Raw genomic sequence first — 16,457 nt, forward strand, 5'->3', positions numbered from 1 at the left:
TTATGTTTTTCAAATGAATAATTAGATATTTGAATACAAAAGATATAAAAAAGAGGAGGAGATTTATATGGATTTAACTACAAAAGACATTATAAAAAAGAAAATACTTGATGCTCAAGAAAGTATACGCGATTATCAAATGTATTCTCATAAAATTAATGACAGTGAAGTTTCTAACACTTTTGCAGAGTTCGCAGAAACAGAAGCTAAGCAAGCTCAAAAATTAAGACAATTATTAGACTCTTACGATTCTCATTAAAAATAAGGCTCTTTACTCTAGAGCCTTATTTTTATAATTAATATAATATTTATTTCCTTATCTATTAAACTTGTTCCAAAATTCATTTAATTTACTATTAATATCTTCTATATTTCTAACCCTAGAAATAGGTTTCCATTCCTCTGGTATTAACCCTTTATAAAAATAATTATCAAATCTTTCATCTATTAAAACTATTACGCCTCTATCTTTTTCTGATCTTATAACTCTTCCTGCTGCCTGAAGAACTTTTGTCATTCCTGGATACATATAAGCATATTCAAAACCTTTGTTATATTTTTCTTCGAAATATTCTCTTACTATATCATTTTCTAAACATATTTTAGGAAGACCAACTCCAACAATTATAGTTCCAATCATTCTATCATTTTTTAAATCTATACCTTCTGAAAACACTCCTCCTAAAACACAAAATCCTATGTTAGTTTCTTTAGTATGGGGAATAAATTCATCTAAAAATCCTCTTCTACTTTCCTCACTCATAGATGAAGATTGAATCATAATTTTATCATTATATCTATCTTTATATATACTATATACATCATTCATATATTTATAAGATGGAAAAAACACCATATAATTTCCTTTTTTATTTTTACATACAGTCTTTATATAATCACATATTCTTTCATAACTTTTCTCTCTATCTTTATATTTAGTTGATATATTATTTGATATTAGAACACATTTATTATCTTTTGGAAAAGGTGATGGTAGCTTTAAAATATAATCTTCTTCACTGCCTCCTAATATTTTTCTGAAATATTTTACAGGAGAAAGTGTAGCTGAAAAAAATATTGTAGAAACAGATTTTTTTATCGTATCTTTTAATAACTGAGAAGTATCTACAGAGTACAATGTTAAAACAACTTCATCATTATTTTTTTTAGCATAAGTAATATATTCACTATTGTATAGTTCATATATTCTAACAAAATGCAAACAATCAAAATACAACTCTACTATCTCTTCCACTACTTTTGATTGATTTTTATTTAAAAATATCTCAAGTTCTAAAATCAACTTGTTTATGTAAATATATAAATCTTTAGGAGCCTCCTTTTGTATATAATAATTTCCCACAGAACAAAGTTTTCTAATACCTATAAAATAACTATTTATTTTATTTAATGCTTTTTTTACTTTTTTATCACTAATCTTTTTTTTAGCCTGTAAAAAAGATTTTTTATTTATAGATGAGGAATACATATTTCTAGATCTATGGACTAAATTATGAGCCTCATCAACAAGAAAAATAAAATTCTCCTTATTATTTTCACCAAAATATCTTCTTAAATAAACTTTGGGATCAAATACATAATTATAATCACATACTACACAATCACACCACAAACTTAAATCTAATACTAGTTCAAAGGGACAAACTTTATACTTTAATGCATATTTTTTTATCACATCTTCTGTTATTAGATATTCATTATTTATAATATTAAATATAGCTTCATTTACTCTATCAAAATGACCTTTTGCATACTCACAATCTTTACCATTACAATTTGTTTCTTCTTTAAAACAAATTTTATCCTTTGCAGTTATACTTACAACCTTAAACTTAAGTCCATCTTTTATCATATTATTAAAAGCTTCCATTACAAATTCTCTAGTTACTGTTTTAGCTGTCAAATAAAATAACTTTGATGCTTTTTCTTCTCCCATAGCTTTTACTGATGGAAAAATAGTTGATATTGTTTTACCTATTCCTGTAGGCGCTTGTATAAATATATTTTTATTATGAGCTATAGTATTATAAACGCAAACTGCTAATTTTCTTTGGCCATCTCTATAATTTTCAAAAGGAAAATTAGTTTTTTTTATAGACTCATTTCTTTCTTTTCTTAATTTTTCTCCATTATGTACCCATACATAGTATCTTTTTATTAGATCTTTAAAAAAAATTTCAAGCTCATCTATAAAAAAACTTTTATCTATAAATTTCATTTTTTCTGTATCTAAATTAAAATATGTAATTTTTATATCTATTTCATTTAGTTTATTTTGAATAGAATATATATAGGCATAACATTTAGCTTGAGCTAGATGAAGTTTGTTTTCTTTTATTAAATTTAAATCTCTACTAGTAGTTTTTATTTCTTCTATTACTATATTTTTACCTTTTTCTTTTATTATTCCATCTACTCTTCCTTCAATTCTAAATATAAACTCTTTATATTCTTCTTTATGTTTTAAAGTTACTTCTGATTCATACTCAGTCATAAGGAGAGGTGTTGCTTTTTCTTTTCTCATTTTTTGAACTTTTTTATGTCCTTTTATTCCTTCTAAAGTTTTATTAGTTCCTATTCTCCCTATATCAATATCACCAGACCTTAATATAAACTCTATAAGTGCCCTAACTGATATACTTACTTCCTTTATATTTTCCATAAAATCAACCTTTATATTAATAAATAATTTCAACAATATTATATCATACCCATAATTTATCACACTTATATTAATGAATATATATAATGATAGTATATTACTTCAATGGAGATGTATTTATGAGTTATACTACCTCAAAACAACCTCAAGGTAAACCTTATTGCTTTACAAATGTAATACGTGAAGCTGCAATAGCAGAACTTGTTGCAATAAATGAATACGCTAAACATATTGCCAATTCTAACATTTCAGAGCTAAATGAAGTTTGGCATCACATAATGGAAGATGAAAAAAGACATTACGGCATGTTTTTAGAACTCTTAAGAAAATATGACCCTGTACAATATAAAAGATATAATGAAGCAAAAGAACATGTGAAATTAAGTAGTAAAAATCCAAAATTTCCTCAATACTCTGCTAAATATAATAATCAACTTATATTAAATAATATAAGAGATGATATAAAAGGAGAATTAGAAGCTATAGTATTATACGAAGATAACATACTACATGTACCTTATAAAGATGTTATAAATGTTTATTTAGAAGTAATAGCAGATGAAAAAGAACATGTAGAAGAATTAACTATAGTTCTTATGAAATATGATAAAGATAAATATGGCCCTATAGAAGAATAAACATACTGCAATTATATATTAATTTTTTATGTATATTAAACTTAATAGTTCTTTAGTAAAAAAGTTTTCAAAATATAAATATCAGTATTGATTTAAAAATCAATACTGATATTTATATTTAACCTATTATAACCTTAGTAAAATTTTAGTGAACACTAAGCCACTTATTTATATCTTCAAAAACCTCATCTCTATTTATTTCATTTAACATTTCATGTCTTCCACCTTTATATAATTTATACTCTACATCCTCTATACCTATGTTTTTATATAAATTATATAAATTTATTATTCCTTTTCCACTATCCCCTACTGGATCTTTATCTCCTGCTAAAATAAATATAGGTAACGTTTTATTTATTTTATTAATATTTTCCTCTCTCCATATAGATTTTAATCCCTTTAAAAAATCATAAAAATAAGAACTAGTAAAAACAGTACCACAATATTTGTTGTCTACATATTTATCTACTTCTTTTTCATCTCTACTTAACCAATCAAAATTTGTTCTATTAGGTTTAAAGGTTTTATTATAACCGCCAAAGGATAAGTTATCTAACATTTTACTTTTATGCTTTCTTCCTTTGATTTTCATTTCAAGTTTAGCTACAAGTATTCCTAAGTTTATAATACTCCCTTGCTTTCCATTAGTTCCTGACAGTATAACTCCTTTTAAATCCTCTCCATATACTTCAATATATTTTTGACTTAAAAAGGATCCCATACTATGTCCAAATAAATATATTGGCAACTTATTATGTTCTTTTTCTTTTATAATATTATTCAAAGTATTCATATCTTCTACCATTGAGGCAAAACCATTATTTTCTCCTAAATATCCTAACTCTTTTATATTATTTACACTCTTTCCATGACCTCTATGATCATTTGCATAAACTATATAACCATTTTTATTAAGATATTTTGCAAACCTTTCATATCTAGCTGCTGTTTCTGCCATACCATGAGCTATTTGAACTATTCCTTTTACATCTTTATCAGTATCCCACTTATAAACATATATATTTTTATTCTCTTGCCCTTGAAAAGTAAATGCTGTATTTAACATTTTATTCCTCCCAATATTATGATATTATAGCATTGTAAACATTTTACCATAAAATACCTTTAAAATAAAATTATTAACTATTTATTTTTTAAAACGATAAATGTTTTGATGAAGTATATAAATATATATTAACATGGGAGGAGTTTTATGAAGAAAGCACAAAAAGCAGCCTTTACCATATGTTTGTCTTCTGGCATATTAGGTATGAATGCTCTTGCTGCAAGTCCAGTTATGGCTTCTGGCATCATTCCTAATATGAATAGTAGTGCATATAACAGTGATAATATTTTTACTCAATGTGGCTTTAAAGGGCAATGTACCTGGTTCACATATGGTAGAGTTATAGAAAAACTTGGAACACATCTTCCAAGTCAGTTTTATGGAAATGCTGTAGACTGGTGGTACAGTAATGCACGAAGTAAAGTTTATTCTTATGGATCAGAACCTAGAGCTAATTCTGTAATTGTTTGGAGTGGTGGTCCAAAAGGATATGGTCATGTCGGCTTTGTAGAAAAAGTAGTTGGAGATACTGTATATTTTAATGAAGGTAATTTCTCCAATAGAGGTCATTATGAAGGCAGAGTTAAAACTCTATCAAAAGAAGCAATCAAAAATAGAGGAAATATATTCTTAAAAGGTTATATTTATGTAGGGGGATCTGGTAATAGCAGCAGTTCAAATAATAATTCTAGTAATAATAGTAACAACAATACTGTTACCATAAAAAGAACTGCTAAAATACACTTAAGTTCTAATAGCTCCTCTTTAAATGTAAGATCTAATCCTTCTTTATCTTCATCTGTTATAGGTTCTTTAAGTAATAATGATTCTGTTTCTATAATAAATGAAAGTAATGGTTGGGCTAAAATTAAACATGGTAGCGGCATAGGATATATAAGTACAAAATACTTATCCTCTTCTACCTCTAATAATAGTTCAAATAGTAATTCTAACAATAGTAATAATAACGTTACTGTGAAAAGAACTGCTAAAGTACATTTGAGCTCTAATAGTTCTCTTTTAAATGTAAGATCTAGCTCTAGTACTTCTTCTTCTGTTATAGGATCTTTAAGAAACAATGCTTCTGTTTCTGTAATAAGTGAAAGTAACGGCTGGGCTAAAATTAAACATGGTAGCGGCGTAGGATATATAAGTACAAAATACTTATCTTCTTCTACCTCTAATAATAGTTCAAATAGTAATTCTAACAATAGTAATAATAACGTTACTGTAAAAAGAACTGCTAAAGTACATTTGAACTCTAATAGTTCTCTTTTAAATGTAAGATCTAGCTCTAGTACTTCTTCTTCTGTTATAGGATCTTTAAGAAACAATGCTTCTGTTTCTGTAATAAGTGAAAGTAACGGTTGGGCTAAAATTAAACATGGTAGCGGCGTAGGATATGTTAGTACAAAATACTTATCTTCTTCTACCTCTAATAATAGTTCAAGCAGTAATTCTAAGAATAATAACTCTGTTACTGCAAAAAGAACTGCTAAAGTACGTTTAAGCTCTAATAGTTCTTCTTTAAATGTAAGATCTAGCTCTAGTACTTCTTCTTCTGTTATAGGATCTTTAAGAAACAATGCTTCTGTTTCTGTAATAAGTGAAAGTAACGGCTGGGCTAAAATTAAACATGGTAGCGGCGTAGGATATGTTAGTACAAAATACTTATCCTCTTCTAGCTCTAATAATAGTAACAATAGTTCAACTAAAAATAATACTAGTTTAAAATCTGGTAATGTAAAATTATCTAGCAATAGTTCTACTTTAAATGTAAGATCTAGTGCTAATACTTCTTCAAAAGTAATAGGTTCTTTAAAGAACGGATCTAATATAACTATTATTGGACAAGCTGGTGGATGGTATAAAATTAAATATGGTTCATCTACTGCTTTTGTTAGTTCACAGTATGTGTCACTAGGCTCTACTTCTTCACATAGTATTCCTAAAAACAATACTACATCTTTATCTTCTACTGGTAGGGTAATTTTAAGTAGTACAAGCTCCTATCTTAATGTAAGATCTAGTGCTAGTACATCTTCTAAAGTCCTAGGTTCATTAAAGCATGGATCTAATGTTAATATAACAGGTAAAAGTGGAGATTGGTATAAAATAAAATACGGTTCATCTACTGGCTATATATATAATAAATATGTTTCTTTAGGAAATAGTTCTAATACTTCTAACAGTTCAGAGAGCAAAATAGGATATGTTACACTTTCAAGCAAATATTCTACACTTAATGTAAGAAGTGGCGCTTCTATAAACAATAGAGTTGTTCAATCTTTAGCTCAAGGAACTAAAGTAAATATTCTTGCCTCTTATGGAAGTTGGTATAAAATTAAGTATGGCAATATAACTGGATATGTTTATTCTTCTTATATAAAACAATCTAGTCCAAATCAAAGTGTTAACAATACTAGTAATTCTCGTGGAACTAGTATAACTAGTGGAAATGTTAGTATAGATGAAGCAATATCAAATGCTTCAAGAAAATATGGAGTAGATGAAGCTTTAATACGTGCTGTTATAAAACAAGAATCTGGTTTTAATCCTAGAGCTGTTTCTAGTGCAGGGGCAATAGGACTTATGCAACTTATGCCATCAACAGCATCTTGGTTAGGCGTATCTGATCCTTATAATATACAGCAAAATATTAATGGTGGAACTAAATACTTAATGCAAATGTTAAATTCACATGGTAATAATACTAGACTAGCATTAGCAGCTTATAACGCTGGTCCTGGTACTTTAAGAACCAGGGGAGTAGATACTGTAGCTGAAATATCTAAGCTACCTTATGAAACTAGAAATTATGTGCAAAAAGTTATGGGCTACTATGGTAAATAAAAAATAATAAAAAACTCTAGAATTAATTCTAGAGTTTTTTTTATTATTTTTAAATTACTTATAATTTTTATTGGTTAATAGCATTTTTAGGACATTTATTAATACAAACGCCACATTGTATGCAATCAACATCATTTATAAAATCATTTTTATAACTTGTTATATCAATATTCATAGGACAACTTTTTTCGCATACCTTACAGCCTACACAAGTGTTTTGTAAATATAATTTTTTTCTATCTTTTCTAAAATAGCTTATAAAAGCTGCTATGCTTCCCATAGGGCAAAAATTACACCAAATTCTTTTATTATAAACTATAGATAAGACTATTCCAATTAAACTAGTAATTACTATCATTCTATAAAAAACCATACCTATACCTTTTAAGCTATTGAAATTGCTGTATATGCCTATTCCAAACATATAAAACATAAATAATATAACTACTAATCTAAATATTTTAGACTTTAAAAATTTAGGTGTACTTTTTTTATTACTTATTTTAGATACAATTTTATCATAAAAATTTCCTCTAGGACATATATTTCCACACCAAAATCTACCTTTACCTAATATAGCAAATATAATTGGACCAATCATACATATTGTAGCTATTAATGCTATTCTAAAATCTAATAATCCAACTAGTACAAAAACAAAAAATATAATAAATCCATAATTTTTTAAAAAATTTTTCATAATACCCTCCTTTTATATACCCCCTATAGGTATATAAAAATTATATTATATCATTTTTATATTGTCAATTTTAAAATATTGCCATAATTTTTTAGAAAAAATTTATAATTAATATTAGCTATGAAAAAACATACGTATTAAAAAAATATTAATTTAATAATATTTTTATTATACGTATGCTTTTTCTTTGAAACTATTACATTTTAAATATATAACTATAAATTTCTATTGTTTTTCTTCCTTACTATTTTTATTATTTTCTATTTTATATTTCATTGAATTTATAAGATCATCCATAAGTTCTTGTGAATCTTCACCATCTTGTGGATAACTTACAAAAGACATTTCTATATGGTAATCTGATAATTTAGAATGAATAGTAGAAAGCACATCATACTTTTCATTAATTTTTTCTTTTAATTTAACTAAATCTATATCTCTATAGCTTGGCATAACCCCTAAAAATGTCATGAACCCATGTTTTACTAAAAGACAAGGGTCTTTAAATATATCCTTTATACCTTTATATACTATATCTGTAAGTATTAAATAGCTTTGTTTTACATCTATTTTTTCTTTTTCATTAGTATTTTTTATAAGTGTAAATATAATAGCAGATAAATAGCCGTCATTTTCTTGTGCTATAGCTAATTGTTCCATAAAATAGTACATAAAATCTTCAGGTAAATTACTACTATTTTCTATTTGTGTACTTTCTTCTTCTTCAACTTCTTTACTTGTATTTTGTTTTTTCAGTTCATTTTTTTCATTAACTAAATCATTGGTAGTAGTCTTTTTAGTTTCATTAGTTTTTATGAGCTTCAATATTCTATCTAGTAAAGTTCTATTATCAAAAGGCTTTAATACATAATCACTTGCTCCGTTTTTCACTGCTTTAGCAAAGGATTCTCTAGTATTCATTTTAGTCAAAATCATTACTGGGATATCTATGTTTTTTTCTTTTATTTTTTCAATAACTTCTATCCCATCTTCTCTAATTAAACCAATTTCTAATATTATAAGATCTATATTGTCTTTTTTTTCTGATAGTTTGTTAAAAAATTCAAAAGAAGTTGATGCCTCATAAACTTTTATATCCTTCTCTTCAAGAACTTCTTTTACTCTATATCTTACGTAGCTCATATCATCTAATATTATAATATTCTCCATGGTCACCACTCTCATAATCCTTTAAATTTAATATATTATTTTTTAATTAACACTTCAATCTAATAACTTAACTATGAATTTTAACACATACCGCCATCTACAGTTATAATTTGTCCTGTTACATAATCAATTTCATCATTGCACAAAAAAGTTACAACCTTTGCTACATCTTTACCTTTTCCTAATCTCATAGCTGGAATTTCTGATTTTAAATCTTTTATAGCATCTTCAGTTAAACTTTTATTCATATCAGTATCTATAACTCCTGGAGCAATAGCATTAACTGTTATATTACTAGGTCCTAACTCCTTAGCTAATGCTCTAGTAAAGGAATTAATACCTCCTTTAGATGCAGAATATATAACTTCACAAGAAGCCCCAATATTTCCCCACATAGAAGATATATTAATAATTCTTCCTGATTTATTTTTTATCATATGTTTTACTACATTATGAGTACAATTAAATACACCTTTTAAATTTACTGACATCATGTTATCCCAATCATCCTCTTCCATATCTATAAATAATCCTATTTTAGATATTCCTGCATTATTAACTAAAATGTCTATTTTCCCAAATTTTTTAACAATATATTCTATTAGTTCTTTTGCTTCATTATATTTTGAAATATCTGATTTATGTATTTCTCCATATCCCCCTAGCTTTTCTACTTTTTCTAATGTTTCTAATGCACCTTTTTCATCTTTTTTATAATTTATAATAACACTAGCTCCACATTTAGTAAGTTCTAAAGCTATACTTTTACCTATTCCTCTTGAAGCTCCAGTAATCAATGCTACTTTCCCAGTTAAAGTACTCATATTATTCTCTCCTTCTTAATTATCTATTAAAATCAAATATTCTTTAGACATATCTTAGAAATATACCCTATATATTAAAACTTAATTTTAATTACAAACATATTATACCATTTATATAATGATTTCTTAACAAATTACAAATTTCTACTTATCCTATTAAATTATACTTGTAAAAATTAATATAATTTAAAAATAATTGTAACATATCATAATATTTAATTATAATTTATCAAATAAAAAATAGTAGTAAAATTAAAACATAAAATTTCAACTTTACTACTATTTTAAAAATTTATTAATACCTAGTATTCAAAATCATAAAACTTTATTACTGTAAATTAGTTTTCTACCTTAAACTATTATCATCTATTATAGGAAGACTTTCTAAATCAATTCCTCCTGTTGCCTCTGGTATACCATGTAAATACTGATCTCCATTTTTAGATGTACCTATTACTACATCATTAATTTCTCCTTCTGCCGCCCTTTTTATTGCCTCTTCTTTTGAAAGAATTTCTCCATCGCTGAGTTTATATCCTATTACTGCTTCATTTTTGTCCTTTATTAATGCAACAACATCTTTTTGATAATTATATCCACTATACGACACTATAATTCCTCCTTTTAAGACACTTTTAATATTATATTTCCCAAATTAAAAGTATTTACTCTAATTAAATGTAGTAAATATTTAGGATTATATATAGATTATTTAATTACTAATAAAAGTCATAAAAATATATTAATTAAATTTACTTATGTTTACTCTAATGAATTTATAAAAATATTTATAATTTTATAAAATAAAAATAAGTTAGCAAAATACTAACTTATTATTAAATATTAATTTTTTATTTTTATATATTAAATTTAATTTTTGTACAATTATATTTTTAAAAATTTTATTCTAACAAATTTTTTTAATTTTCCATTTATCATCTACATACAATCCTATAACCTCTATATCTTCACACCAATTTTTAACATTATCTACTGCACATTTTATATCTTCTATTTGTTTTTCCCTATCAACAGGATTACCTGCACAATCATAGTGTCCAACAACAGATATTACTTTAGACCCATGGTTATTTACTGATATATCTACCCTACTTTTTATAGAATTTATTAAACATTCATCACAGTTTTCACACAATATTTTATTAGGTCCTGGTTCTGTTATCATATCTACATATTTAACTTTAAACTTATGTTTCATATACTCAATTACAGGAATTTGAACTCTACCATCCATACAATTAATACTAGTTGCAAATTTATATTTCATATCATCTCCTCCTATTTAATAAATATTATTTCTAAATATTATATATTAATAATTATTTTATGGCAAGAATAAAATTTACTGATAAACTAAAAATTACATAAAAATAAACATATATTATATAGAATTAATAAATCTCTTCTATACAATATATGTTTCCTATGTAAATAAAATGTATATTATAAAAGTTTAGCAGTTAAAAACATTATATTCATTCCCATTTTTGAAAATTTTTCTTCATATTCTGTTTTAACATTTTCTCTAAAATCACTATTATGTAAATCATAAGTAGAATAAGTTACTTTAAAACCAGATTCTTTAAAATACTCCAAAGAATCTTCAAATAAACCTTTATCATCTGTTTTAAACCATATTTCAGCCTCTGGTTTTAAAAACTTTTTATACTCTTTTAGAAAATTATTATGTGTAAGCCTCCTTTTATTATGCCTAGCTTTAGGCCAAGGATTACAGAAATTTATGTATATTTTTCCTACCTCATTTTCATCAAAAACATCAGCTATACCCATTATATTCATAGTGATAAATCTTGCATTATCTATGTTACTTTTATCTTCTCTTTCAGCTTTTTCAACTTTTCTTATAGCATATACTATAACCTCATCTTTTAAATCTACACCTATATAATTAATATTTCGATTCTTTGTTGCTAAATTAGTAACAAATTGTCCCCTTCCACATCCTAGTTCTAAATGTATTTCATTATTATTCTTAAATACATTATTCCAATCTCCTTTTGAATCACTAGGGTTTTCTACAAAAATATTACTTTTTTCTATTTCAGGTCTAGCCCACCATTTTTTTCTAAGTCTCATTTATACAACCTCCAAAATTCTTTTGTTCTATATAAAGGTATCTCAAATATTAAAAAACTTTTGTTTTAAATGAAATTCTAAAACCTTTATAATTAATTATCTTTTTATCTTATCATTTATATAAATATAAAATCACTATATTTGCATACTTTAACATAAACTAATGATTATTATATCATAGTTATAAATAAATTAATCTCAAATATAATAACAAAAATACAAATATACAATAACTAATAATTTAAATTTTTCAAAACTATGGTATAATAACTATTGGTTATTATAGAAATTTGTAATATTATTTAAAATCTAATATGGATTTTCAAAAATATATAGAGGATATTCTATATATTTTTATATTGTACAAGCTTTTAAAGCATACCTAACCAACTAAATTATATACAAATACTTAGAAAATACTTCAACAAGGGAGATGGTCAAAATTTTTACTAATTTACACATACTAATTCCTACAATAATATTTTTAATAGCTTATGGATTAATTATTTCTGAAAAGGTTAACAGGGTTGTTGCTTCTTTAGGTGGTGCTTCTTTAATGCTTATTTTAAAACTGATTACTCAGCCTAAAGCTTTTTTAAAAATAGATTTTAATACTATAGGATTATTAATTGGAATGATGATAATTGTAAGTATAACAAAACGAACTGGAATTTTTGAATACATAGCTATAAAAGCATCCAAGTTTTCAAAAGGAAACCCTATAAAAATTCTAATTATGTTTTGTTTAATTACAGCAATATTATCTGGACTTTTAGATAACGTTACTACTGTTCTATTAATTGTTCCAGTAACACTTGTAGTTACTAAAACATTAAAAATTGATCCAGTACCTTTTCTAATGTGTGAAATTTTTTCCTCAAATATAGGTGGTACTGCAACTTTAATAGGTGATCCACCTAACTTAATGATAGGAAGTGCTGCAAATTTAAGTTTTTTAGACTTTGTTAAAAATCTTGGTCCTATAATAATCATAATATTTATATGTATTATTTTCTTTGTAAAATCTATATATATAAAATCTATAGATTGTAGTGAAGAAGCTAAAAAAGAAATTATGTCTTTAGATGAAAAAAAGGCTATAAAAGATATTCCTTTAATGAAAAAATCATTAATAGTTTTGTTTTTAACTTTAGTAGGATTCTTAATTCATGATTTCATAGGTTTTGAATCTGCAACTATTGCTATAGTAGGATCTGCACTTTTAATGGGAATAAGTAAAGTTGATCCAGAAGAAATATTACAAGAAGTGGAATGGGGAACTATTTTCTTTTTCATCGGCCTTTTTATAATGACTGGAGTTTTAGAAGATGTAGGATTAATGAATATATTAGCTGAAACTGCACTTTCCTTTACAAAAGGACATTTGGTTTTAACAGGAATATTTATTGTTTGGATATCTGCATTAGCTTCTGCTTTTATAGATAATATACCTTTTGTAGCTACAATGATCCCCTTAATAAAAGCAATGGGAACTATAGGTCATATGAACGTAACACCTCTATGGTGGTGCTTATCCTTAGGAGCTTGCTTAGGAGGAAATGGAACAATAATTGGAGCTTCCGCTAATTTAGTAGTTATAGGTATAGCTGAAAAAAGTGGTTATAAAATATCTTTTAAAAAGTATTTCAAATTAGGTTTTCCTGTAATGATACTATCAATAATTTTAGCATCTATATATTTATACATATTCTTTTTAAGGTAAATTTAAAATAGTATCTTTATATTATATTCTTAAATTATAACTCATGATTATATTTTCATAGCAACTAGTTATAGTTTAAGAATATAGTTTTATATAAAACTATAGAATACTTTGTTAAAATTAATACTATATTAAAATTATTTTTTGTAGTATAATGTAAGCAAATAAGACAGGAGGTATTTTATGGATAATTATATAAAGGTAAAAAACTCAATGCTTTCATTTGAACTTGAACAATTAGGCGGAAAAATCCATAATGCTAATGGTATAATATGTTATGTAGACTTTGATATAAATTCCACAAAAATAAAATATATGTATCACATAGATAAAAACAATAAATATTTTTTAGAAAGAATATCTCCATACAATGTGGCTATAAATGAATTTGACAACGAAGAAGCTGTAGTAAATGCTATAAAAATTGAAATAGATAAATTTAAAAATGCTACTAATAGTAACAAATTCAAAAAATTTATAGACACTAACAAAGAATTTTCTAACATAGTAAAATCTTTTGAAGATTTATATCTTCACTATAATATATCAAAGTATGATTTACAAGAAATTCAAAGCAATGTATTAAATATAAAAAAGAAACTTGAAGAAATATCAGCCAACAATGAAATAGTTTATACTAAATAATATTAGAAAATGAAAGTGATCTCTTAAATATAAGAAATCACTTTTATTTATATAAATAATTAAAATTTTTAATATATTACTAACTTAAATTACTATATTTAAAATATTGCTATAGCAATTTTAATGAATAGGCTATATAAGTAGTTAGCTGGTTTTCCAACTATAATATTAGATATTGGTGTCATTATGAATATTATTAATATAAGAAGTTGATAAGTATACATTATATTAGAAACTTTATAAAAAGTTTTTGGTGATATACTCTTTAATATATTAAAACCATCTAATCCAGGTATAGGTATTATATTAAATACTGCTAACATACAATTTATACTTATAATTGCAGATAATATAAAATATAATATTCCTCTAACTGAAGTAGTATCTCCAAATGTTATCACATTGTATTTTAGAAGAAAAATTGTTAAAAGTGAAAATAAAAAAGCTACTATTAAATTAGCCAAAACTCCTGCTACAGAAACTTTTATCTCATCTTTATATCCTCTTTTTAATGCGCTAGGATTAGTTTGTACTGGCTTAGCCCAACCAAATCCAACTAGTAAAATCATAATAAATCCAACTACATCTATATGTGAAAATGGATTTAATGTTAATCTTCCTTGAAACCTTGGTGTTTTATCTCCTAATCTATCTGCTACAAATGCATGGGCATATTCATGAACAGTAAGTCCTATCAAAATAGCTGGTATAATTAATACTTTAGTTAAAATTCTATAATTTAAGTCCAAAAAACTCATCCTCTCTTATTATTAGAAACTCAAAATAATTATAACAAAAGTATATTTAATTAACAATGAAATACACTTTCCCAATTTTTAAATATATTTTAAATTTATGTTACTAGATATTTTTAGAAAATAGTTATTAACTTTAGCATATAAATTAATTTATAATAATTCACCATAAATATTTAACTCACTATATAAAAATACTAGATTTAAATATTTTAAACCTAGTATTTTATATTTAATATTATCTTTAAATTATTTTAGTTAAATTTAGTTTTTATAAGTTTTCTATCTAGTATTGAAGTAATACCATCTATATACATTTCTCCCATTACCCCTGTATATTTAGTAGTTTTACCTGTTTCTAACTCTGTAACTATACCTTTTAAATTGTCATTTAAATATATTTTTCCCATTGGAGATACATATATATCTTTAATCTCTGCACCGTTAGGCACATCTAGTGATTTCCATGTTGAAGCACTATCATTTAAACTACCATAATATATTTTTGTTATTTTCTTATCTTTTAAATTTCCTATATACACATTATCATTATCGTCTATTGATAACAATTTAGCTTTTTCTACATTAGGCAAATTTATAGAATGATCTAAATTAGTAGCATATACTTTTCCACTATAATTATTTTCATAAACTAAAGTATCTTCATGTGGAACTATTCTAATGTTTCCTACTGCATCACACATTAAATCTTTTTTAGTTTTTTCTTTCATTATATTTAAATTATAAACTGAATGGATTCCAGATCCTCTTTTTATTTTAACATAAATAACACTAGTAAGAGGTGCTGCTTGTATATCTTCTATTTTATCTCCTTGTCCATATGAATCAAATTTTTTTATTTTATCATTTTGTTCTCTTTCAACGTCATATGAATTTAATACCATTGTTCCATCTTTTTTTTCTGCGTATAATAATCTATTTCTATCTGATAACCAAGTATAAGTTGAAACATCTTTTATATCATCAAAACTTAATTGTTTTTCTTTTCCAGTTTTAGTATTTATTATATTAAGATTATTTTCTTTAAAATAAGATATATATTTACCATCAAAAGAAACTTTAAGCTCTTCAACATCTTCTGGTATACTAATATCAACTTTTTTTTCCTCTTTAGACTCCTCGGTTACCTTACGAGCTTTTATTTTAGTATTACCAGAACCTAGATAGTATCTATCTATATAAAATAATCCTGCAAATTGTAATAACAATGATATGATAATCCAAATAATTAATCTTTTTGCTATCTTCACTTTATATA

At 25.0% G+C, this 16,457-nt stretch carries 15 protein-coding genes; 5 read left to right on the forward strand and 10 right to left on the reverse strand.

Going from position 1 to position 16,457, the window contains the following annotated elements; all coding sequences use genetic code 11:
• The first annotated feature begins 67 nt into the window (after positions 1-67).
• On the forward strand, positions 68-259 hold the full coding sequence (locus tag ABDZ71_RS09230; protein ID WP_343760982.1) for a hypothetical protein: 192 nt from the start codon (positions 68-70) through the stop codon (positions 257-259).
• A gap of 57 nt (positions 260-316) precedes the next feature.
• Here the strand turns inward: ABDZ71_RS09230 and ABDZ71_RS09235 are convergent, their stop codons facing one another.
• On the reverse strand, positions 317-2,683 hold the full coding sequence (locus tag ABDZ71_RS09235) for a helicase C-terminal domain-containing protein (protein WP_343760984.1): 2,367 nt from the start codon (positions 2,681-2,683) through the stop codon (positions 317-319).
• A 119-nt stretch (positions 2,684-2,802) separates the two neighbouring features.
• Between ABDZ71_RS09235 and ABDZ71_RS09240 the strand changes: the two genes are divergently transcribed.
• The gene (locus ABDZ71_RS09240; protein WP_343760986.1) at positions 2,803-3,321 is read left to right on the forward strand and encodes a ferritin-like domain-containing protein; all 519 of its coding nucleotides are present in this window, start codon (positions 2,803-2,805) and stop codon (positions 3,319-3,321) included.
• Between the two features lie 145 nt (positions 3,322-3,466).
• On the opposite strand, the gene ABDZ71_RS09245 is transcribed toward ABDZ71_RS09240, so the two are convergent.
• Positions 3,467-4,390 (reverse strand): alpha/beta hydrolase, encoded by a 924-nt coding sequence (locus ABDZ71_RS09245; protein ID WP_343760988.1) that lies wholly within the window; start codon positions 4,388-4,390, stop codon positions 3,467-3,469.
• 147 nt (positions 4,391-4,537) lie between these two features.
• On the opposite strand from ABDZ71_RS09245, the gene ABDZ71_RS09250 reads away from it, so the two are divergent.
• A complete protein-coding gene (locus ABDZ71_RS09250) occupies positions 4,538-7,243 on the forward strand; it encodes an SH3 domain-containing protein (RefSeq protein ID WP_425544699.1) in 2,706 nt (901 codons plus the stop codon).
• A gap of 67 nt (positions 7,244-7,310) precedes the next feature.
• Here the strand turns inward: ABDZ71_RS09250 and ABDZ71_RS09260 are convergent, their stop codons facing one another.
• From ABDZ71_RS09260 to trmB, 6 genes are all read right to left on the reverse strand, one after another.
• A complete protein-coding gene (locus tag ABDZ71_RS09260; RefSeq protein WP_343760990.1) occupies positions 7,311-7,943 on the reverse strand; it encodes a 4Fe-4S binding protein in 633 nt (210 codons plus the stop codon).
• 225 nt (positions 7,944-8,168) lie between these two features.
• The gene (locus ABDZ71_RS09265; RefSeq protein ID WP_343760991.1) at positions 8,169-9,113 is read right to left on the reverse strand and encodes a response regulator transcription factor; all 945 of its coding nucleotides are present in this window, start codon (positions 9,111-9,113) and stop codon (positions 8,169-8,171) included.
• A gap of 80 nt (positions 9,114-9,193) precedes the next feature.
• On the reverse strand, positions 9,194-9,937 hold the full coding sequence (gene ymfI, locus ABDZ71_RS09270; RefSeq protein WP_343760993.1) for an elongation factor P 5-aminopentanone reductase: 744 nt from the start codon (positions 9,935-9,937) through the stop codon (positions 9,194-9,196).
• A 346-nt stretch (positions 9,938-10,283) separates the two neighbouring features.
• Positions 10,284-10,547 carry a DUF3892 domain-containing protein gene (locus ABDZ71_RS09275; protein ID WP_343760995.1) on the reverse strand — a complete coding sequence of 88 codons (264 nt, stop codon included), beginning with the start codon at positions 10,545-10,547 and terminating at the stop codon, positions 10,284-10,286.
• Between the two features lie 297 nt (positions 10,548-10,844).
• Positions 10,845-11,225: a carbonic anhydrase gene (locus ABDZ71_RS09280; protein ID WP_343760996.1), complete on the reverse strand. Its 381-nt coding sequence runs from the start codon at positions 11,223-11,225 to the stop codon at positions 10,845-10,847.
• 176 nt (positions 11,226-11,401) lie between these two features.
• The gene (trmB, locus tag ABDZ71_RS09285) at positions 11,402-12,055 is read right to left on the reverse strand and encodes a tRNA (guanosine(46)-N7)-methyltransferase TrmB (protein ID WP_343760999.1); all 654 of its coding nucleotides are present in this window, start codon (positions 12,053-12,055) and stop codon (positions 11,402-11,404) included.
• A 460-nt stretch (positions 12,056-12,515) separates the two neighbouring features.
• On the opposite strand from trmB, the gene ABDZ71_RS09290 reads away from it, so the two are divergent.
• Both ABDZ71_RS09290 and ABDZ71_RS09295 read left to right on the forward strand, forming a co-directional pair.
• Entirely contained in the window at positions 12,516-13,778 is a 1,263-nt protein-coding gene (locus ABDZ71_RS09290; RefSeq protein ID WP_343761107.1) for an ArsB/NhaD family transporter, read from the forward strand.
• Positions 13,779-13,961: 183 nt separating this feature from the next.
• A complete protein-coding gene (locus tag ABDZ71_RS09295; protein WP_343761001.1) occupies positions 13,962-14,423 on the forward strand; it encodes a hypothetical protein in 462 nt (153 codons plus the stop codon).
• 98 nt (positions 14,424-14,521) lie between these two features.
• Here the strand turns inward: ABDZ71_RS09295 and ABDZ71_RS09300 are convergent, their stop codons facing one another.
• Both ABDZ71_RS09300 and ABDZ71_RS09305 read right to left on the reverse strand, forming a co-directional pair.
• Entirely contained in the window at positions 14,522-15,172 is a 651-nt protein-coding gene (locus tag ABDZ71_RS09300; RefSeq protein WP_343761003.1) for a site-2 protease family protein, read from the reverse strand.
• Between the two features lie 260 nt (positions 15,173-15,432).
• Positions 15,433-16,449, reverse strand: a complete 1,017-nt coding sequence (locus tag ABDZ71_RS09305; RefSeq protein ID WP_343761005.1) for a hypothetical protein — start codon at positions 16,447-16,449, stop codon at positions 15,433-15,435.
• Between the last annotated feature and the right edge of the window lie 8 nt (positions 16,450-16,457).

Origin of the sequence: Clostridium oceanicum, assembly GCF_039521385.1 — a bacterium.
Classification (GTDB): Bacteria; Bacillota; Clostridia; order Clostridiales; family Clostridiaceae; genus Clostridium_F; species Clostridium_F oceanicum.